The sequence below is a fragment of the Paenibacillus sp. NPDC093718 genome (assembly GCF_050279985.1).
Classification (GTDB): Bacteria; Bacillota; Bacilli; order Paenibacillales; family Paenibacillaceae; genus Paenibacillus_AQ.
This window is the reverse complement of the sequence record NZ_JBNNUS010000005.1, coordinates 468,818-488,092: the sequence shown is the minus strand read 5'-3', so window position 1 is coordinate 488,092 and position 19,275 is coordinate 468,818. Positions and strand designations below refer to the sequence as shown.

The 19,275-nt window shown below is 51.3% G+C and carries 19 protein-coding genes; 6 read left to right on the top strand and 13 right to left on the bottom strand.

The features are described 5' to 3' along the window. The first annotated feature begins 54 nt into the window (after positions 1-54). The 3 genes from ACQKPA_RS17950 to ACQKPA_RS17940 are packed head-to-tail and all read left to right on the top strand — an operon-like array spanning position 55 to position 2,385. A complete protein-coding gene (locus ACQKPA_RS17950; protein ID WP_127589552.1) occupies positions 55-306 on the top strand; it encodes a FeoA family protein in 252 nt (83 codons plus the stop codon). Then, the gene (locus tag ACQKPA_RS17945) at positions 303-1,049 is read left to right on the top strand and encodes a FeoB small GTPase domain-containing protein (RefSeq protein ID WP_427493921.1); all 747 of its coding nucleotides are present in this window, start codon (positions 303-305) and stop codon (positions 1,047-1,049) included. The genes ACQKPA_RS17950 and ACQKPA_RS17945 overlap by 4 nt, the downstream gene beginning before the upstream one ends. Beyond that, the gene (locus ACQKPA_RS17940; RefSeq protein WP_427493920.1) at positions 1,000-2,385 is read left to right on the top strand and encodes a nucleoside recognition domain-containing protein; all 1,386 of its coding nucleotides are present in this window, start codon (positions 1,000-1,002) and stop codon (positions 2,383-2,385) included. Before ACQKPA_RS17945 ends, ACQKPA_RS17940 begins: the two co-directional genes overlap by 50 nt. 202 nt (positions 2,386-2,587) lie before the next feature. Here ACQKPA_RS17940 and ACQKPA_RS17935 read toward each other — a convergent pair whose 3' ends face one another. The 7 genes from ACQKPA_RS17935 to ACQKPA_RS17905 all read right to left on the bottom strand — a co-directional run bounded on the left by ACQKPA_RS17935 (position 2,588) and on the right by ACQKPA_RS17905 (position 9,411). Continuing rightward, the gene (locus tag ACQKPA_RS17935; RefSeq protein WP_427493919.1) at positions 2,588-3,472 is read right to left on the bottom strand and encodes a carbohydrate ABC transporter permease; all 885 of its coding nucleotides are present in this window, start codon (positions 3,470-3,472) and stop codon (positions 2,588-2,590) included. A gap of 13 nt (positions 3,473-3,485) precedes the next feature. Continuing rightward, complete coding sequence (locus ACQKPA_RS17930; RefSeq protein ID WP_427493918.1) at positions 3,486-4,367, bottom strand: carbohydrate ABC transporter permease; 882 nt, start codon at positions 4,365-4,367, stop codon at positions 3,486-3,488. 99 nt (positions 4,368-4,466) lie between these two features. Further along, on the bottom strand, positions 4,467-5,786 hold the full coding sequence (locus ACQKPA_RS17925) for an extracellular solute-binding protein (RefSeq protein WP_427493917.1): 1,320 nt from the start codon (positions 5,784-5,786) through the stop codon (positions 4,467-4,469). A 115-nt stretch (positions 5,787-5,901) separates the two neighbouring features. Then, the gene (locus tag ACQKPA_RS17920) at positions 5,902-6,687 is read right to left on the bottom strand and encodes a response regulator transcription factor (RefSeq protein ID WP_427493916.1); all 786 of its coding nucleotides are present in this window, start codon (positions 6,685-6,687) and stop codon (positions 5,902-5,904) included. Further along, on the bottom strand, positions 6,662-8,455 hold the full coding sequence (locus tag ACQKPA_RS17915; protein WP_427493915.1) for a cache domain-containing sensor histidine kinase: 1,794 nt from the start codon (positions 8,453-8,455) through the stop codon (positions 6,662-6,664). The genes ACQKPA_RS17920 and ACQKPA_RS17915 overlap by 26 nt, the downstream gene beginning before the upstream one ends. 179 nt (positions 8,456-8,634) lie before the next feature. Continuing rightward, positions 8,635-8,898, bottom strand: coding sequence for a hypothetical protein (locus ACQKPA_RS17910; RefSeq protein WP_427494003.1), 264 nt, complete (start codon positions 8,896-8,898; stop codon positions 8,635-8,637). Between the two features lie 288 nt (positions 8,899-9,186). Further along, entirely contained in the window at positions 9,187-9,411 is a 225-nt protein-coding gene (locus tag ACQKPA_RS17905) for a helix-turn-helix domain-containing protein (RefSeq protein ID WP_006208732.1), read from the bottom strand. 290 nt (positions 9,412-9,701) lie between these two features. Between ACQKPA_RS17905 and ACQKPA_RS17900 the strand changes: the two genes are divergently transcribed. From ACQKPA_RS17900 to nagA, 3 genes are read left to right on the top strand one after another with little or no spacing between them, the layout of a single operon-like run. Beyond that, positions 9,702-10,577 carry a MurR/RpiR family transcriptional regulator gene (locus ACQKPA_RS17900; protein WP_216535407.1) on the top strand — a complete coding sequence of 292 codons (876 nt, stop codon included), beginning with the start codon at positions 9,702-9,704 and terminating at the stop codon, positions 10,575-10,577. Between the two features lie 3 nt (positions 10,578-10,580). Then, positions 10,581-11,309, top strand: coding sequence for a glucosamine-6-phosphate deaminase (gene nagB, locus ACQKPA_RS17895; protein WP_427493914.1), 729 nt, complete (start codon positions 10,581-10,583; stop codon positions 11,307-11,309). Further along, on the top strand, positions 11,306-12,493 hold the full coding sequence (gene nagA / locus ACQKPA_RS17890; RefSeq protein WP_427493913.1) for an N-acetylglucosamine-6-phosphate deacetylase: 1,188 nt from the start codon (positions 11,306-11,308) through the stop codon (positions 12,491-12,493). Before nagB ends, nagA begins: the two co-directional genes overlap by 4 nt. 97 nt (positions 12,494-12,590) lie before the next feature. Here the strand turns inward: nagA and ACQKPA_RS17885 are convergent, their stop codons facing one another. From ACQKPA_RS17885 to ACQKPA_RS17860, 6 genes are all read right to left on the bottom strand, one after another. Then, a complete protein-coding gene (locus tag ACQKPA_RS17885; protein ID WP_427493912.1) occupies positions 12,591-13,631 on the bottom strand; it encodes a YhcN/YlaJ family sporulation lipoprotein in 1,041 nt (346 codons plus the stop codon). A 176-nt stretch (positions 13,632-13,807) separates the two neighbouring features. Then, positions 13,808-14,767: an NAD-dependent epimerase/dehydratase family protein gene (locus ACQKPA_RS17880; protein ID WP_427493911.1), complete on the bottom strand. Its 960-nt coding sequence runs from the start codon at positions 14,765-14,767 to the stop codon at positions 13,808-13,810. Further along, on the bottom strand, positions 14,749-15,576 hold the full coding sequence (locus tag ACQKPA_RS17875; protein ID WP_071223472.1) for an SDR family oxidoreductase: 828 nt from the start codon (positions 15,574-15,576) through the stop codon (positions 14,749-14,751). Before ACQKPA_RS17875 ends, ACQKPA_RS17880 begins: the two co-directional genes overlap by 19 nt. Further along, positions 15,573-16,559 carry a polysaccharide biosynthesis protein gene (locus ACQKPA_RS17870; RefSeq protein WP_071223473.1) on the bottom strand — a complete coding sequence of 329 codons (987 nt, stop codon included), beginning with the start codon at positions 16,557-16,559 and terminating at the stop codon, positions 15,573-15,575. The genes ACQKPA_RS17875 and ACQKPA_RS17870 overlap by 4 nt, the downstream gene beginning before the upstream one ends. After that, positions 16,549-17,643 carry a non-hydrolyzing UDP-N-acetylglucosamine 2-epimerase gene (gene wecB, locus ACQKPA_RS17865; RefSeq protein ID WP_427493910.1) on the bottom strand — a complete coding sequence of 365 codons (1,095 nt, stop codon included), beginning with the start codon at positions 17,641-17,643 and terminating at the stop codon, positions 16,549-16,551. The genes ACQKPA_RS17870 and wecB overlap by 11 nt, the downstream gene beginning before the upstream one ends. A gap of 153 nt (positions 17,644-17,796) precedes the next feature. Beyond that, on the bottom strand, positions 17,797-19,197 hold the full coding sequence (locus tag ACQKPA_RS17860) for a glycosyltransferase family 4 protein (RefSeq protein ID WP_427493909.1): 1,401 nt from the start codon (positions 19,195-19,197) through the stop codon (positions 17,797-17,799). Positions 19,198-19,275: the final 78 nt, after the last annotated feature.

Here is a 19,275-nt window from a genome sequence, read left to right as displayed (position 1 = left end):
CTTCAAGGAAACAATATATGCTCGGCCCAATTTAGTAGGGAGAGGTTAAACTTTATGGATGAGACAAAATATCGGCAGCATTTGCATCAGGCAGCGCTCGGCGAGCGGTTTCTGATTGAACAGGTGGATATCCGCGGAGAGCATAAACGGCGGCTTCTGGACCTCGGATTCGTTCCGGGCTCCGTTATCGAAGTGCTGAAAGCCAGCCCGCTCGGCGATCCGACCTCTTATAGAGTGGCAGGTACCGTCATTGCATTAAGAAAAGAAGAAAGTCAGTTAATCTGGGGTAAGGTGATGTCATCATGAGAACTTTTACCGTCGCGCTGGCTGGCAACCCGAACACGGGAAAAAGCACGCTTTTTAATGCGCTCACCGGCCTGAAGCAGCACACCGGCAACTGGTCCGGCAAAACAGTCAGTCTCGCAAGCGGCAATTACGATTACAAAGACACCCGCTTCCAATTTATCGATCTGCCCGGGACATACTCCTTGTTCTCCAACTCGGCCGATGAAGAAGTGGCGCGCGATTATATTATTTTTGAGAAGCCGGACGTAACTCTGCTGGTTCTGGATTCTACGGCGCTGGAAAGAAGCCTTAACCTTGCGCTGCAAGTGCTGGAAATGACCGACCGGGTCATCATCTGCTTGAATCTGATGGACGAAGCGAAGAAAAAAGGGATCAAGATTAACGCACGCAAGCTGGCCGATCAGCTCGGGGTTCCCGTCATTCCGATATCGGCCAGAAATAACGAAGGCCTGGATACCCTGTCCGAGCAGCTGCTTCTCATGTGCACAGGGCAGACTCCGACTACGCCGTACCGGATGAAATACAACGAACAGCTGGAATCACAAATTTCAAGCCTGGAGTCCGAATTAAGAGACATTTTCGGCGACGAATATCCAGCCAGATGGCTGGCCATCCGCTTTCTCGATGGGGACCGGAAGCTGATCGCCACGCTGAAAGAACGATTGAAGGCTTCGGATAAAGGAGGGATTTCACTTGGAACAGCTAAAGCGCTTGGAAGCTCTAACAGCCGCCATTCCTGCTGAGCAGGTAGAGGATGTTCGGGAAGACATCGTCGGCGAATTATTCAAAAAATCCCGCGAGCTGTGCAGTGATGCCGTCACCGTCACCAACCGTGAGCTTCTGTACCGTTCCGAGCGTCTGGACCGCATCTTCACCTCCAAGCTGTGGGGATTTCCGATCATGCTGGCCATGCTCGGCGTTATTTTTTACTTAACGATAGCAGGGGCTAACGTGCCTTCTTCCCTGCTGGCAAGTTTCTTTGGCTGGATCGAAGGATACCTGACCATGGCTTTTCAGGCCATCCACGCTCCCGATTGGCTCCATGGCTTGCTGATCCTCGGGTTGTTCCGGGGAACCGCCTGGGTTGTCAGCGTGATGCTGCCTCCCATGGCCATCTTCTTCCCGGCCTTCGCGCTGCTTGAGAACTACGGCTATTTGCCGCGGGTAGCCTTTAACCTCGACCGATTGTTCAAAAAAACGGGAGCGCACGGCAAGCAGTCCCTCACCATGGCGATGGGATTCGGCTGCAATGCGGCGGCTATTATGTCGACCCGGATTATCGAGTCGCCGCGGGAGCGGATGCTCGCCATTCTGACCAACAACTTCGTGCCCTGCAACGGTCGCTGGCCGACCTTGATCCTGCTGGCTTCCTTGTTCATGGCGGCAGGCTTTTCGGGAGGAGCCCAGACGCTCGTAACGGCTTCCGTTGTTATGGGCATGGTGCTAATCGGTGTCGTTGTCACGCTCACGGTATCATGGGGATTGTCCAAAACCGCCTTGAAAGGCATTCCTTCCCACTACACGCTGGAGCTGCCTCCATACCGTAAACCGAAGATACTGAATACCATTCTCCGGTCGACCCTGGATAAAACCTTCTATGTACTGCGCAGAGCGATTATCGTAGCGGCGCCTGCAGGCGTCCTCACCTGGGTGCTTGCCAACATCTATATTGGCGATGCCAGCATTCTGATTCATTTCGTTGAATTTCTCGATCCGTTTGCGCGCGCACTCGGACTCGATGGCTTCATTCTGATGGCCTTTATTATTGGCCTTCCCGCCAATGAAATCGTGCTGCCGATCCTGCTGATGGGATATTTGGCCACAGGCTCCCTGACCGAGGTTACCGATATGTTTGCCCTCAAGCAAATTTTCCTGGACCAAGGCTGGACCTGGCTGACCGCACTGAACATGATGCTGTTCTCGCTGCTTCATTATCCATGCGGAACCACGCTCGTCAACATCTGGAAGGAAACGAAAAGCGCGAAGTGGACGTTCCTGTCCTTTGCCATCCCGACGGCCATCGCCATCGGCGTCACCTTCCTGGTCACTCAGGTGGCCCAGGCACTGGGATGGGTTTAACGACAGAGGATTGAATCAGCATCATACACAGCAAAATCTTATAATCTAAGAGGCATCCCAAGGTTGGTCCAACCTTGGGATGCCTTTTCTTCTGATAGCCATGCTGCAGATGGAGATGGATATACAGCAAACGAGCCGCTACAAGAAGTCTCCTTGAAGCGGCTCGTATGTTTTATCCGGAAATGGATGAGTTCTATGATACTTAACCTTTCACCGAACCAGCAGCGATGCCTTCCACGATACGGTCACTGAGGAACAGGAACATCAGCAGGATTGGCAAAATACTGATCATCAAGGTTGCGCCGATAGCGCCCCAATCGGTTGTGTACTGTCCGATAAAGTTCTGAACGCCGACGGTGAGCGTCTTGAACATATCCGAACTGATGAACGTGTTCACGAAGATAAATTCGTTCCAGTTGTAGATCATGTTAATGATGGCTGTCGTCGCCAGCACCGAGCCCGTCATCGGAAGCACGATCCGGAAGAAGACCCGGTGAACCGAGCAGCCGTCCATGACCGCCGCCTCTTCCACTTCCTTCGGCAGCGTGTAATAGAACCCGAGCAGAATCATAATGGTAATCGGCATATTGAAAGCCACGTACGACAATATCAAAGAAACCGGATGATCGGTCAGGCCAACCTTGTTGAAAATGCTGAACAGCGGGATCAAGGTGGAGTGAACCGGAATCATCATGGCAACCATAAATAATCCGAGGACGAAGGAGCTGCCCTTCCACTTCATTCTCGTAATCGCGAAGGTGACGAGACTTCCCAGAATGACCGTGAGCGCAGTCGCGACAACGGTGATCCAGACGCTGTTCAGAAAATAAACGCTGATGTTGCCGGCACTCCATACCTTCTCGTAATTCTCCCAGCGCGGATTCATCGGAAGGGACAGCGGAGGAAGATCGAATACTTCCTGATTGTTTTTTAAAGAGAACAGCAGCAGCCATACGAGCGGGAACAGCTGGAATACGGCTACGCCGATCAGCACGATATACAGCAGCGCGTAACCCAGCTTGCCTCCCACTCCGTTTCCGGACCGGGCGCGCCCGTCATGGAGCTGTCCTGTGGCTCCGGATATCATGAAGCATTCCTCCTTATGAATATTGGATCGTTTCTTTTGATGCCGTTAATTTCCGTATGACCCACGTTACGATCAGACAGATCACCAGCAGGAAGAACCCGATCGCGCTGCCGTAACCGAAATCATAAGCGCGGAAAGCCGTGTGATACATGTAGGACGCCATCACTTCACTTGCGCCGTTAGGCCCCCCGTCCGTCATAACAAAGATAAGGTCGAAATATTTCAAGGAACCTACCACCGCCAGCACGATCGTAACTTTAATTACTTCCATGATGAGTGGAAGCTTGATCCGGAACGCAATTTGCAGGGAAGTCGCCCCGTCGATCTTGGCAGCTTCCACCAGCGATACCGGGATATTCTTCAGGGCTGCATAATAGATCAAGATATAGAAACCGGCATACTGCCACAGAATCGGAATAAACAAAGCGAACAAGACAAGCGACGGCTCAGCGAGCCATGCCGGCGGGTTCGTGATCCCGATGGATTCCAGGAAGCTGTTCACAATCCCGTTCGTCGGATGGTAAATGCGAAGCCACAGCTGCGCAATCGCAACGGAGGACAGCAGCATAGGGATGAGATAGATTTTACGGAACAGGTTGGCGCCTTTGATCTTGGAGGCCAGTACCATCGCCACGGCCAGATAGATAATAAGGCTTGCAGCCGAGAATACGGCTAACAGCAGAGAGTGCCATGCACTGTCCCAGAACTTTCCGTCCTTTAGCAATGCCTGGTAGTTATCGAGTCCGATAAAGGTCATTGCACCGATGCCGTTCCATTCGTTCAGTCCGTAATAGGCGGTCAATAGGATTGGAATATAAACGACGGCCATAATCACAAGCAGTGCAGGCAGTACATACAGCGCGATGATTTTTTTGTTGGACATCACTTTATCCAAAGTGTCCGACTCCTTTCTCCATATGGTCTAGAGGAAAGATTTATCCGGCATCGCTGCCGGATAAACCAGGTTCCCGTTTCTTTGTTGTCCTAAAGAGTCTTAGTTCCCTTTGGAGATCGCCGCATCATGCTCTTCGGAGAATTTGTCCGGCGTCACGGCTTTGCCGAAGAGCGCCTGGATCATGTTCAGATGTGTCTCGGCAGCATTCGCCTCCATCTGTACATCCGCGAACAAGGTAATGCTGCTTGCTTTGTTCATTTCATCAAACAGATCGATGTACAGCTGCGGAAGCTCAAGCGTCGAGGTATCCACCTTCGTTGCCGGGATGACGCCGGCGCCTGTCACGGACTGCTCGCCCCATTTGGTTACGAAATACTCAACGAACTTCTTGGATTCTTCCTTCACCTTGGAGTTCTCTCCGATGAACAAGCCGACACCCGGTCCGCCTACCCAGCTGTTAATATCGCCTTTGCCGCCTTCAACCGTCGGGAATTTGAAGAAACCGACGCTGTCGCGGAATTCCTGCGGAATCTCTTCATTGGTTGTAAAGTTAGGGAGTTCCCAGGTACCCATCATGTACATGGCCGCTTTGCCGTTCAGGAATTCGGATTTCGCTTCCTCGTTGGACAAGCCGTTGAACCCTTTGACAAACGCATTGCCATCCACCAGCGATTGAACCTCGGCGGCTGCTTTTACAAGCGATTCGTCCTTGAAGGAACTCGAACCGTTGATTGCGCTGGCCAGCGTTTCTTGTCCGCCGATTCGGTCTGCCAGGTACATGTACCAGAGCGAACCGGTCCAGCGATCCTTATTGCCCAGTGCGATCGGAGCAATCCCGTTATCGGACAGCGTTTTTACGACATTCTTGAATTCTTCATAGGTTTGCGGAACCGCCAGGTTATGCTGCTCGAATATCGCTTTGTTGTAGTATACCGGAGCGATATTAAACTCAAGTGGAAGCGCATACGTTTTGCCGTCAATGGCATAAGCCTCGGTCGTGCCGGCTACGAACTTGCCATTAAGCTGACCGTCCAGCAGATCATCTACCGGTGCAAACAGTTTGCCTTCGACGTAAGGCTTCAGGAATCCCGCTGCCCAAGTTACCCCAACGTCCGGAAGCTCGTTCGAGGCGGAAAGCACTTTCAATTTATTTTTGTACTGCTCATTATCCAGAACTTCCTGTTTGATCGTCACGTTCGGATTCTCTTTTTGATATTCTTCGATGATCTGATTCACGATTTTATTCTGTCCTGCAGAAACGCCAGCCGGCCATAAGTGCATGAAGTTCACCGTAACTTTATCGCCTTCGCTGCCCCCGTTGCCTGTATCTCCCGTGCTGCTGTTGCTCGATCCACAACCAGCTGCAACCAAAGCGAGACACAATGTTAGAAGCAGAACCGTCCATTTTTTGTTGAACACGTTTACAACCCCTTTTCTAGTATGCTGTTCGCGTATTGAAACCGCTTTAATCAAATTTTATCAGTGAGGGGATGATTGTATAAGGTCATAATGATTGGGACTAATTCCACTTTTATTAGATTTCCTCTCCGCTATCGGATACGCTGTGGCGATATTGACTCGGGCTTACTTCCTCAATGTCGCGGAACACTTTTACGAAATATTTTGCCGTCTGGTATCCGACCTTCTCCGCAATTTCCGCGACAGGCAGCGATGTGCCTGCCAGCAGCTCCTTGGCCCGCTGCACCCTGCGACGCGTCAGATATTCGCTGAAGGTGAGTCCGGTCTGCTCTTTGAATAACACGCTAAAATAACTGGAGTTCAGATGGAGCACCTCCGCCACTTCCTTAAGCGATACCGGCTCCTGAAGATGCTGATCCACGTACTTCAGTGCTTCCTGCACCTGGACACTGTAGCCTTTATCCTGCTGCGCCGCCTCCAACAGCTTGGGGTCGACCAGTTTCTCCATCCGCTCAATCCGATCTATTTTTTCCCGGCGTTCCAGGGCCGATTCGACTGCAGTTACCAGCTTCCGCTTATCCAGCGGCTTCAGGAGGTAATCCACGACACCATATTGCAGCGCTTTGCGGGCGTAATCGAATTCCGAATAGCCGGATATGACGATAATGACAGGCGGGTGCTCCAGTTCATGCAATCGCTCAATCAGCTCCAGCCCCCCAATTTCCGGCATGCGGATGTCTGTCACCACCAGATGCGCCACCTGCTGCTGCAGCCACTCCAACGCCTCTACGCCGCTTGTAGCCGTTACGATTCTACAGCGACCCGACGACCATGCCTCCAGGGTCTTTCTTACTCCTTCCCTCGTTCTTGGCTCATCATCCACGATCAGTATTGTTTTCATGCTTTTCCCCCTCCCCACTATTAGCCTGAAAATCATTCGGAATTTGAAATGAGATCGTCGTTCCCTGACCCACCACGCTGTGAATACGCAGGCCGGCTTGCCCGGAAGCGTAATACAGCCGGATTCTCTGCTCTACATTGGCAATGCCGACACCGCTTTTTTTAGAAGATTCCGCGTATCCCTTTTCCATGGAGGAATACAGAGAGGCCACCGTCTCCTCGTTCATTCCGGGGCCGTCATCGCTAACCGAAATGACCGTATATCCCGGGTGTTCGGAGGCCGTTGCCCTTACAATGACGGTGCCTGGCCCCAAACGCTGTTCAACCCCGTGCAGGATCGCATTTTCCACGATCGGCTGAATCAGCAGCTTCGGAATCGGCACGTTTTTGCTGGCTTCATCCGCCTCAATTTTCCAGGATAACCGGTCCAGCATCCGCATTTTCATAATCATCAAATAGCGTTCAGCATGATCCAGCTCGTCCCGGACCGATACCCACTCATCCTCGTCTTTGCGGTTAATGACGTAACGGAATAAACCGGACATCGCGACCACGATTTGGGCCAGCTCTTCTTCGCCTTGATCATCCAGCGCCCAGTAAAACGCTTCCAATGTGTTAAAAAGAAAGTGCGGATTGATCTGCGCCTGCAGCGCTTTGAGTTCTGTCCGGCTCTGAATGATCTCCTTCTGATACACGACCTCAATTAATTCGTTCAGCGAATCCACCATCTGGTTGTACGAATTGTTAAGCTCGTTGATCTCCATCGTCTTCGAGGTGACGGCTATGGGCTTCAGCATCCCCAGCCTTACGCCGCGCATGGCTTTGATCAGATTCAAAATCGGCCGGATGATCATCGTGGTCAGTATAAAGCTTAAGAACAGAAACAGCAGCGCACCCACACCCCCGGATACAATAATCGCCGTTCGCAGCACCGATATCCCCTCCGTCGTATAATCGACAGGCGTCAAGATGACCAGGTTCCAGCCCGTGGCCTCAGACTGTTTCTGTACGGCAATGTAGTCCTCATGGCCGACCGTAACCGTCTCCCCTTCGCGGTGCAAAACTTCCTTCGCATCCACCATGGTGGCAAATTCCGACGAGATTTCATTCCCCGCCTGATCAAACAGTCCCATCGTTTCACGCGAATCGCTGCCCATGCCGCCAGTTGAATCCGCCAGCGCAAAATAGTCCTTCTCCAGCTTCACGAGCAAGTACCCGCCGTGGGCAAAGGAATGGTCAATCAGCCGAATTCTACGTACCGCTACCACCACATCCGGATCCCGGGGATCCTGCCCGAACCATACCAGCTTCCCCATGCCCTGGTCTGCCGCAGTAATCCAATCGCCCCTAACCCGGCTGGTCAGACTTCCTTCATCCAGCGGAAACAGCCGCCGATAATCCTTCGTATATAATTCCAGCGACCGGATGCCTGTAGCATAGGCTTCGTATTTACGAACCTCCTGTTGAAGGGACTGCCGTTCACCAAATGTTATCGGCTTACCCGCGGTCTCCTGCGCCAGAAAGCGCTGAACCGTTGCGTTCGTCGAGACTTGGGCCGTCAGCGTATCCACCTGCTTGAGCAGCGCATCCAGCTTCCCCGTGGCCTGAACGGCCGTCTGCTGAATATGCTTCTCCGCACTGTTGCGCAGCAAAGCCGACACCTGATCATATACAAACACCCCGACCAATGCCAATACGATAACCATCACCAGCATAAATCCAAGGAAGATTTGATTCCGCAGTGTATTCAGCCTGCCAAACCTGTTCAAGTTCTGCACTCCCTTTCGATTTGGAACTGTTATTCACTATACACAATCTTGTTGAAGTTAGGGAGTCCTCGCAGTTCCGCAAATGTCCAAGGCATATGTACTTTATTACTCAAAAAAAGAGGAAATGCGAAAGGTTAGTTTCCCCTCGCACTTCCTCTTGTATACCGCCATGCATTTCACTAGACGGGATATAATTCCTGATGCCGTTCAAGCTCTTTTTTACAATCGGTGCACAGCCCTCGTACGGCACCGGAATCATCCGCGTAAAAGATTAATTGGCGTTTGCGGCGGCATTTACTGCACACTTGTCCATCCTGACCGCTGCGGGTTCGCGTTTTTGTTTTCAAATGGATGACATTACGCGCACTTTCGCTGCTTTTCTTGCGTCTGAACCATACAACTGCTAGAAGGACTAGAACGGCTCCGGCCACCATCCCGATCATCCACCCCACGTTTATTTCACCTCCGACATGTGCAGGCTATTTGTACAAAATAGCTACAGAAGATCAGCAGATTTGTACTCCATGATCACGTATAAACGACGTCGCTACATCCAATACCAGCTGCGAACATTTTAACATATCTTGTATTTGTAATGGCGGTTCCTGCCCATTTCCAATCACGGAATATAACCGGTTTCCCGGCATGAAAACACAAAAAAGCCTTCTCACTCCCGTTGCTACGGGAAGGAAGGCTTTCGCTGTGCTTTCGTTCATGCAACCGGCATGGTGTCAGATCTTCAACTCACCGAGTTTTATCAACTCAACGACAGCTTGCGAACGGCCCTTGACGTTTAATTTTTGCATGACATTTGAGATGTGGTTACGCACCGTCTTTTCGCTAATAAACAACTGCCCGGCGATATCGCGAGTCGTTTTGTCCTGCACTAGCAATTCAAAAACTTCGCGTTCACGGTGGGTTAACAAGAACTTACTGTTGTGGTCGGTCCCCTTCAATGGTGTCACCCCTCCTTGCCCGGGTATGTGTGGTCTAACAAGGGTAAGGGATACAGTCAACTCATCTTATGTAAGATCAGGGGGGAAGGTGCGCAAGAGGCGAACAATTTGGGCGATTGGCCCGTATTGGCGATTTTTGTCCTTGCTTCCACTCGAGGGTTGGTCTATGATGATGGTGTAAAAATAATTTTCTTTATTTTTTCATATTTATAAAAACTATTTTCAGAATTGGAATCCCATTCGTTATGCCCAGGCAATAAGCTCACCGGGAACCTTGAAGGAGGCTTGTGATGACACCAATCTTGCATATTATTTCTGTCGAAAAGGAAGGTCTGCCCCGTCAGGAACGACGGCTCGCAGAGTTTATTTTGACAGCTCCATCCGAGATTGTGCATATGGGCATTAAAGATCTTGCAGAGCAGTGTGAGGTCAGCGCTGCCACCGTAACCCGTTTTTGTAAGAACTTTCAGTGTAAAGGATATCCTGATTTTAAGCTCAAGCTTGCCGCCGAGATTGCTCATGCCGAAATGGCTTCACGTACGGGAAATACGCGCTATCAGGATATCGTTGCCGGCAACGCTCTCGCCGGCATCGTCGAGGCGATTGAATCCAATCATCTGACTTCGATACGGGATACGACAGAGCTGCTCGATCTGGGTCAGCTGGAGCGTGCCGTGGATGCCTTATGCCGCGCGAAGCGCATTGATCTGTACGGAGTGGCTACCTCTTCCATTGTGGCACAGGACTTCTACCAAAAGCTGATCAGGATCGGCAAAAACTGCACGGCTTTCGCAGATTCGCATATGCAGATCACATCAGCCTCTACCCTGACTTCAAGCGATGTTGCCGTTGCTGTTTCATACTCCGGCGAAACACCGGAGACCATCGATGCGTTGACTTGTGCCAAAGACGCCGGCGCCTTCACGATCAGCATCACGTCGTACCGAAGCAGCGCCATCTCCGCTCTGGCAGACATCACACTGTATTCATCTTCATTAGAGGAAGGAATGCGCCGGGGAGACATGGCTTCGCGTATCGCGCAGCTTCACATTATTGACATCCTGTTCATGGGTATGGCCAGTCGGGACTTCTCTACGTATGTTCCCCGTCTGGAGCAATCATATCTTAATGTTCAAAACTATCGCAAAAGCCGAGGAGGACAATAACCAATGAATATTTACACATTCCGCGATGAAGAACAATTTGTGCAAACAGGTGCTAATCTGATCTCCAGCCTGATTCACACCAATCCGCGCGCTAAGCTGGGACTGGCTACAGGAAGCACACCGGTCGGACTCTATGCCAAACTGATTGAAATGAACCGTCAGGGCCTGGTCAGCTTCGCCCAGACCACAACATATAATCTGGACGAATATGTAGGCCTTCCCGAGAACCATCCGGAGAGCTACCGCACTTTCATGAATGAGAAGTTCTTCAATCATGTGGACATCCAAATCGAACGGACCCATGTGCCGAACGGAAATGCTGCCGATCCGGAAGCAGAATGCCTGAATTACGATAAAATGCTGGAAGAATTCGGCCCGGTTGATCTCCAGCTTCTCGGCCTTGGACATAACGGACACATCGGTTTTAACGAACCTGGAGAACTCTTGAGTGGGGGTACGCATGTGGTTGAGCTGCAAGAGAAAACACGCAACGCCAATGCAAGATTCTTCCCTACCCTGGATGATGTGCCAACCCATGCGATTACGATGGGCGTTGCCACGATCTTGAAAGCCCGGCAAATTCTTCTCCTCGTCCGTGGTGAGGATAAAGCGAAAATTGTTCACCGTGCATTAAAAGGACCGATTACCACAGAGTGTCCGGCATCGCTGCTTCAATGTCATCCGAATGTGGTTGTCCTTCTGGATCAAGGTGCAGGGAGACTGCTGGTATGAGCGGCGAACGAAAAGAATCTGTCCAATTGCTGTATGGTCAAGTCCTGACGCCAAACGGCATCTGTGAAGACGGCGTGCTGGCGATTCAAGGAGAGAGTATCTCCTACGCCGGTGATGCTTCCGGACTCCCTGCCGATCTGAAGCAGGCCGCTGCTGAAGTGATCCATCAACCGGATGGGTACATTATTCCCGGTTTTATTGATATCCACGTGCATGGGGGTAACGGTGAAGATTTCATGGATGCCTCCAAGGATGTCCTGGATAAAATCACGTCGTTCCACAGCTCCCAGGGCACCACGGCCATGCTTGCTACCACGATGACGGCTCCTAAGGCAGCTATCGACCATGTGCTGCAAGAAGTTAACGACTACCAAAGCCAAGACATGCCCTACACAAGACTGGTGGGCGTACATCTGGAGGGCCCTTTTATCAGCCCGAAATGGCCCGGCGCACAAAATCCGGAGCATATCGTCCACGCTAATATCGATTGGCTGGAAGAGTGGGTATCCACTTACCCTGGCCTGGTCCGCCAGGTGACGCTTGCACCCGAGCGCGAGGGAGCACTAGAGGCTATCTCTTGGCTGAACAACCACGGGATCGTAGCCGCCTTGGGGCATACAGATGCCACCTATGAGGAAGTCGAGGCCGCCGTTGAAGCAGGTCTTAGCCATGGCGTGCATACGTTCAATGCGATGACAGGACTGCACCACCGCAAGCCTGGCGTGGTGGGCGCGATGCTCAGTGATGATCGCTTAAGCTGCGAGATAATCGCTGACGGTATCCATGTCCACCCCGCAGCCATTCGGATTCTGGCCCGCATGAAGCAAGACGGAAATCTCATTCTGATTACCGACGCGATGTCCGCTACCGGTATGGCTGACGGCGAATATACGCTGGGTGACCTGCCGGTAGTTGTCGAGAACGGCATCGCCACGCTCAAGAGCAACAGAGACAGCCTGGCTGGCAGTACGCTGACGATGATCAAAGGCTTTCAGCTGTTGGTCCGAGAGGTTGGGTTAAGCATTGAGCAGGCTTCCCGCGTTGGAAGTCTTAATCCCGCCGCAAAGATCGGCATCGCTGATCTTACAGGCTCTCTTGAAGCCGGCAAGTATGCCGACGTGCTGATGCTTTCAAGTGATCTGGAGCTTCAAGGCGTCTGGATTCAAGGACAACGCAAACATTAATCCTGATTGATTATTACTTATAGCAAACATAGCAAAGGAGCTGCCTTTTTAGGGATGATTTCATTCCTAAAGGGCAGCTCCTTTTGGTATATAGGTTTTACCGGCTGTTCCGATTACCGCCAAACCAACCGTCATCCGTATCATTCTTCATCAGGTTGCCGCGGGTATCGTTCATGCCGTCACGATCGCCAAGGTTCAGTGGGAACACACGGTTAATCCATGTGCCGAAATCGCGCGTAAGTGTTCCAACCGTGTTCGCTGCATTACCGTCAGTTCCAAAACGATTGGCATGCTGATAAAAATCATCATCCGTGGAAACATATACTTGACTGATATGCGGAGCGGTCTTGCGAATTTTGCTCGTAATCTCCTGACGTACATGTTGAGGAACCTCTTCACGATTGTTGTTCATGATGCCCATGTTATTGTTGTTGAAAGTGCCATAAGGAACGCCATTGATGCCTGTTCCCATATGAGTGTCATTTGTTGTACCGTTCGTTCCGTTAGTACCCATCAGTCCATTCGTGCGTGTTCCGTTTAACGTATTATAATTGCTGCCGCCAAATCCGCCATTGGTTGTCGTTCCGTTTACACCGAAGCCGCGGTTATCGGCATTACGGCCTAAACCTGTTCCAAGACCTGTCGTATTGTCCACAGCACGTCTTGTGTCGTTTGCCATTCCTTGCAGGAGACCGACGCTGCCTGTACCTGAAGTACCAAAGGTACGGTTTCTTACATTCGTGTTGTTCGTGCCCGTCAGCGTACGGTCAGTGGCACGATTAGCTCCAGTGCTCATACCCGTCACACGACCGTTGATGTTATTGGTGTTCATGCCATCCCGGGACAGCGATACATACGCATTGCGGTTCGTCACGAATACATGGGCTGTACCTAAACCACTGATATCCGAAACTTTTCTCGACAGCGTTTTACTGTATTTCAGGTTGGTCAGGTCATGCTGCTGCGTGCCGCGGACGTTCTGGTTGTTCCGTACGGAATTCACACCGATACGGCCACTGTCCACATTATTCGTACGTGTCGTGTTGCCGTCGTTGGCGTTACCGCATCCTGCTACTGCAGCCATACTCAGCAGCAATGCCGTGGAGACGGTCAGGTTGAGGGCCTTGGATTTAATCATGATTCATCCTCCATCTCTATAATGAGTGTATTAACATCGTATAGGATGACCTTGAGGCAGAAGTGGTATGCTGAAAGGTTTTAACATGGAAGATTACTGATGATCAAGCCTAATTTTATGGACAAAAAAACACCGATTAGATCACGAACATCCATCGGCGTTTTGATTCATTATACTTATGAAGAGGATAACTGCACCTGAATTCTGGCGTCATTCATAATATCGGCAAGCGATTGCTCCAGGCGGTATTGCGGGCTCCATCCCAGCGCTTTGAGAAGCCCGGCCCCTTGCTGCCCTCCGGTCCCCTTATTTAATGAATCCAACGAAAGCGAGGCGGATTCAGGTCCCCAATCGATGGGCACCGCCGCCCCGGTCTGCTTCAGTAAGCGCTCAGCCAGCTCTCCAAGCGTATGCTCTTCCCCCGAACCGATCGGATACGTCATGCCGGAAGAACCGCTCTTCAGAAGTACGCCGTATGCAGCTACCGCATCCCGAACGTCCAGAAAGTCCCTGGATTCGAATCGGGAACTGATACGGAATAGCGGCAGGGCCCTACCCGCTTCACAGCCTGCAATATACCGGGCAAGCAGCGTGCAGAATCCTGTCGATTCTCCAGGGCCGATCAGATTGGACGGCTCAGCAAGGACGATATGCTGGTTAAACATGCTGTGCCAGGCCGCTGCGGACCAACTGGCAAAGGTTTTGCTAAGGCTGTATGGATGAGGAACGGCGGCCGCGCCTTTTGCGGGATCTACGCTTAGTCTGGACCCAACCATTACCATGCGACTGTCCGGACAGTGCTGCCGAACTGCCTCAAGCAGATAGATGGTGCCCATAACATTACTCTCCATATATGAAGCAGGATGCTTCCACGACTCCGAAGCTGAATTTTTTCCGGCTAAATGCAAAATATAATCGGGAAGGTTATTTTGAATAAGGTCATTCACCTGTTCACGGTCCTCCAGGTGACACTCGGCCGATATGACGCCTTGTATCGAATCCAGCGTTTTCTTATTCCGACCGGCAGCAACGACCGTACAGCCCTGCCGGACGAAATAAGCACAAGCATGTAAGCCGGTAAAACCTGTGGCTCCTGTGATCAGCAGTTTTTTGTTTGTTAATGTTTCTGCTGCCATTCATACATCTCCTTTAACATTTGAGCATAATCCGGAAATGGATAGGTTGCATCGAGTCGCGTGCTGCGCAGCGTCCGATCCTGTACAAACTCATCGGTCGGGACCACAACCACATCGTGTTTCCCCCATATGTCCTTGAACAACAGCAGCAACTCATATTTGCTTACCGGATTCGGATGTCCGAGATGGATTAGACCTCCCACGTCCTTGTTCATGAAGAATTCGATCGCTTTGGCAAGCTCCAGCGTTGTAACACCGTTCCATAGCACAGCCCGGTAGCCGGAAACCTCGCCTCGCTGCTTCATAAACCAGTTAAACAGGCCGATTCCGCTCTGCCGAATTTCAGGTCCGATGATCGAGGTTCGAATCGTCAAGTGATCCGGATCTTGGACCTCGCCCAGCGCTTTGGTTACCGCATAGGAAGTCACACCATCGGGAAGATCATCTTCCCGATAGCCTCCCTTGGTCCCCAGAAACACGCAATCCGTGCTGATATGAATAAGTCTGGCTGAAATGCTATTCGCTAAATATCGCAACCGATGAGGTAAAAAACCATTGATATGATACGCATTTATCTTGTCTTCCTCAGCTCGTTGATTCAAGACGCCTACGGCGTTGATGATGATATCGGGCCCAACCGCCTTAACGATATGCTCTACAGCACTCATATCGGTTACATCGAGCACCAGGCCTTGTGAATCGCTTCTGTCCCGGGTCGTATAAAAGACATGATGCTTGCCGGATAACTGAAAGTACTGTACAAGCATATGTCCCGCCATGCCATTTCCCCCGAGAATGAGCATCTTCATGGCAAGAATCCTCCGCGGCGCAGAATATCCCGTATTTCGACCTTCGTCATCAATTGATGCTCCGAGCTGAAACTGTTGAAAGACACTTTGGGCAGGTGTTGATACCGTTCCTTCAGATCAGGAATATCTAAAGTCGGTAATATGACCAAATACTCGTCATCGTAAACAACGGTAGTCTGGCTTTCAAAATCACTCATGAGTATTTCATGGATCTTCTCTCCCGGACGAATTCCGGTTTCAACCACTGTGACGTCGTTTCGCCCGGAAGCCTCTATAAGCACTTCCGCCAAATCCACGATGCGGCAGGTCGGCATCGTCATAACGAAGATTTCGCCGCCTATGCTTTCAATCGACGCTTTGAACAGCAAGGAGATTGCGTCCTTCAAGGTCAGGAAGAAACGGGTCATGTTGTGATCAGTAATGCTGATCTGTCCCTTTTGCCGAATCTGATTCTTGAATACATGAACGACGCTCCCGTTCGTTCCGAGAACATTGCCGCCCCGCACGCAAACGAATTTGGTGTGATTACTCAACAGATTAGCATACACAATCAACTTTTCGCCAATCGCCTTGGTCATGCCGTAAAAGTTGGATGGATTTGCAGCTTTATCCGTTGAAATATATATCACTTTTTTCACTTGGTTTTCAATGGCTGCTTCAATGACATGCTGCGTGCCTACTACATTGGTTTTCAGAGCTTCATAGGGATGCTCCTCACATACAGGTACATGTTTCAGCGCCGCAAGATGAAAGACGTAATCGACATCCTGGCAAGCTGCCGTAAGAGCTTCCTTGTCGCGGATGTCCCCAATTCGGAAAGTGAGTCTCGGATCTTCAAACTCACGGTCCATGGCCACTTGCGTAGCCTCGCTTCTGGAATAGACGATGACCTGCTTAGGATTTAGCGGCAGTAGCTGGCTGATCAGTTCATGTCCCCAAGAGCCTGTGCCGCCAGTCACCAAAATCCGTTGATTAGTGAACATTCACTTTCCCTCCAAGCACATATTTTACGACGGTACGCGACACATTGTCCGCCAAGTAGCCCTCCGGGCACTTCCAGTCGCGACTCAATTGAGTCATCAATTTGACCGCTCCATGGATCCGGTCGGCACTCAAGCCGGATACGATGTTACTTCCGCAATCCACAGTCTCAGGTCGCTCCGTCGTCCGCCGAACCGTTACTGTGGGTACGTGCATGATGCAGCATTCCTCTTGTACCGTGCCGCTGTCAGTGATGGCACACAGAGCATCCTTCTCGAGCCTCACAAAATCAAAAAAGCCAAACGGCTCGTGGAATTCAATGAGCGGATGGAGACTAACCTCCTTCGCCCCTTCAAGGCGCGAAGCCGTCCGGGGATGAAGGCTGCATATGAGCCGGTGCCCGAACGTTTCCGCAACCGCGTTTAACCCATTTAAAATTTCCTTTAAATTCTCAGGTCGATCCACATTCTCGGAGCGGTGTATTGTGACCAGAAAATATTGCTGAGGCGACAAGGACAGCTGCTCCATGATCCGGCTTTGATTGACCTGAGTTTCATAATGCTTCATGACTTCATAGATCGGGTTCCCTGTCAGAACGATACGCTGACTCGGCACACCCTCGCGAAGCAGATGATTCTTGCTGTAGTTCGTATAAGGCATATTGATGGAGGATACCGCATCAATGACTTTGCGGTTCTTCTCTTCAGGCACATCAAGATCAAAGCAGCGGTTCCCCGCTTCCATATGCACCACGGGGTATCCCAGACGCTCAGCCAGCACAGCGCAAAGCGCGCTGTTTGTATCGCCCAGCAGCAGTACGGTATCGGGCTTCTCCTGCTCCAAGATCTCTTCCATACGGCTGAACATGACGGACAGCTGGCCTCCTAGCGTTGCCTGACGGTCCTGAAGGACGTAATCCGGACTGCGGAGTCCCATCTCCGAGAAGAACACCCCGCTTAAGGTATTCGTGAAATTTTGCCCTGTATGCACAAGCACATGCCTCGTAGCGTACTGGTCTAGCAGAGGAATGATCAAGCTTAATCGGATAATTTCGGGCCTCGTACCCAAGATTGTCATGACTTTCATATCGGATTCTCCCTTGCCAAGTTAATCACAGATCCGAAGGCGATCTTTCCGCAGCACGACCATTCTTCCCGTATTCTTGAGAAGGCAGAGTGGATGCATATCTGCTTTTCAATGTCTCAGAAGCCTGAGGACCGCTCTGCCTATCTCCTCGTCTTATGCCTTCCGTCGCCTTGCGGACGTTCTGCGTTGTCTAGGCTTTGATGCCCATCGCCTGGTCGGTTTTCCTTCTGTTCTTCTGGTTCTCGTGCGAGGTAATATTCGGCGCAGTCTTGCTTCACCGCGTTTCTTCCGGATGCGCCTACGCTGTTTATGCCGTCTCGTCGGAGCAGCCAGGTGCTTCGCCGTTCTTGCCCTCGCCTGGAACCACTCTGGATGCTCATTCATCCACCGGGAAACCATTTCGTTCACTCGTACCTGGTACATCGCAGGACCATAAACAGCCTGCGCTTGCATCCTGTTCTGCATTCCCAAGGAAACTCCCTGATCCGGCTGGTCCAGTATGAACCTTACTTTCTCCACCAGAGAGGCCGTACTCCCTGGGTCGGCTAGCAGATGCGGACAGCCGGCAGCTGTCAACACTTCCTGGAGTCCCCCTGACGCATAGGCAACAACCGGTTTTCCGTACATCAGGCCCTCCAGTGCCGTCAACCCGAATCCCTCCGGTACCACGCTCGGTACGACAACAACATCGAGTGCACAGTACACCTGAGTGATGTCATCCTGGGTACCGGCGAATATGAATCGGTGCTGAGCTCCGGCCCAAGCAATCCGATCGCGGCACAATCTCTCATAGTCCAGGTCCAGCACGCTGCCAACAATGAGGAAGACCGCGTCCGGATAGGCATCCTTGAGCGAAAGCGCCATGTCGATAAAATGGTGGACCCCTTTGCTCTCGATCAGAAACGACGAGATCATCCCAATTACGGGTCTGTTCGATGTGATCCCAAGCTTCTCCCGGTAGGAGGCCCTCCATCCCGGCCATGCTTCCGGCTGAATGTCAGACTCGCTCCAGGATGGAGGAAGAACCGTCATCTTCGACTGCCTCACTTCCGGCGGGAAGCTCTCGACTACCGATTCGGAAATACTGATGATCCAACTGCTGTACTGATGGATTAACGAAGTGGAGAAATGGGCATACCCGTTATCCGTAATTTTTTCTGTCAGCTGCCACATCACGGGAATCCCGAGTCGTTTTCCGGCAGCCGCCGGCATAAAATGCACGCAGGTATTGGTAAGAATCACCTGAGGTCCTTCATTTGCTATCCATTTTGTCAAGGCACGGAATACAGGTGTTGTCATTAACTTATCCGCTTCGTTCATAAGATGGGCACCAGGTGTGTATATACTGTGGAGCAATGGGATTTTGTGGATTTTGACCATAATCCCGGATTGTCTGGCCAGCATGGTCAGTCGGCCTTCATTCGGTGCAACCAGAACACAATCGAAGTATGGAGCTAACTGCCCGCAGAAGAACAGAAGCAGCTTCTCCGCTCCCGTAATGCTTGAAGGATTGGATACGTGTGAAAAAATCAACATTTTCGGTTTAAGGGCCATCGGTATCGTCCGCATCTTCAGTAACCGTGATTCTCGCAGTACCGGATGCGATCCACCTCCTTTTCACCCAGTTGGTAC

Excerpts from the sequence above, each read along its gene's own strand:
- ACQKPA_RS17920 (WP_427493916.1), bottom strand. The coding sequence starts at position 6,687 with ATGAAAACAATACTGATCGTGGATGATGAGCCAAGAACGAGGGAAGGA.
- nagB (WP_427493914.1), top strand. The coding sequence starts at position 10,581 with ATGAATATTTACACATTCCGCGATGAAGAACAATTTGTGCAAACAGGT.
- wecB (WP_427493910.1), bottom strand. The coding sequence starts at position 17,643 with ATGAAAGTCATGACAATCTTGGGTACGAGGCCCGAAATTATCCGATTA.
- ACQKPA_RS17950 (WP_127589552.1), top strand. The coding sequence starts at position 55 with ATGGATGAGACAAAATATCGGCAGCATTTGCATCAGGCAGCGCTCGGC.
- ACQKPA_RS17910 (WP_427494003.1), bottom strand. The coding sequence starts at position 8,898 with ATGATCGGGATGGTGGCCGGAGCCGTTCTAGTCCTTCTAGCAGTTGTA.
- ACQKPA_RS17900 (WP_216535407.1), top strand. The coding sequence starts at position 9,702 with ATGACACCAATCTTGCATATTATTTCTGTCGAAAAGGAAGGTCTGCCC.
- ACQKPA_RS17935 (WP_427493919.1), bottom strand. The coding sequence starts at position 3,472 with ATGATATCCGGAGCCACAGGACAGCTCCATGACGGGCGCGCCCGGTCC.
- ACQKPA_RS17870 (WP_071223473.1), bottom strand. The coding sequence starts at position 16,559 with ATGTTCACTAATCAACGGATTTTGGTGACTGGCGGCACAGGCTCTTGG.
- ACQKPA_RS17880 (WP_427493911.1), bottom strand. The coding sequence starts at position 14,767 with ATGGCAGCAGAAACATTAACAAACAAAAAACTGCTGATCACAGGAGCC.
- ACQKPA_RS17885 (WP_427493912.1), bottom strand. The coding sequence starts at position 13,631 with ATGATTAAATCCAAGGCCCTCAACCTGACCGTCTCCACGGCATTGCTG.
- ACQKPA_RS17945 (WP_427493921.1), top strand. The coding sequence starts at position 303 with ATGAGAACTTTTACCGTCGCGCTGGCTGGCAACCCGAACACGGGAAAA.
- ACQKPA_RS17860 (WP_427493909.1), bottom strand. The coding sequence starts at position 19,197 with ATGGCCCTTAAACCGAAAATGTTGATTTTTTCACACGTATCCAATCCT.
- nagA (WP_427493913.1), top strand. The coding sequence starts at position 11,306 with ATGAGCGGCGAACGAAAAGAATCTGTCCAATTGCTGTATGGTCAAGTC.
- ACQKPA_RS17875 (WP_071223472.1), bottom strand. The coding sequence starts at position 15,576 with ATGAAGATGCTCATTCTCGGGGGAAATGGCATGGCGGGACATATGCTT.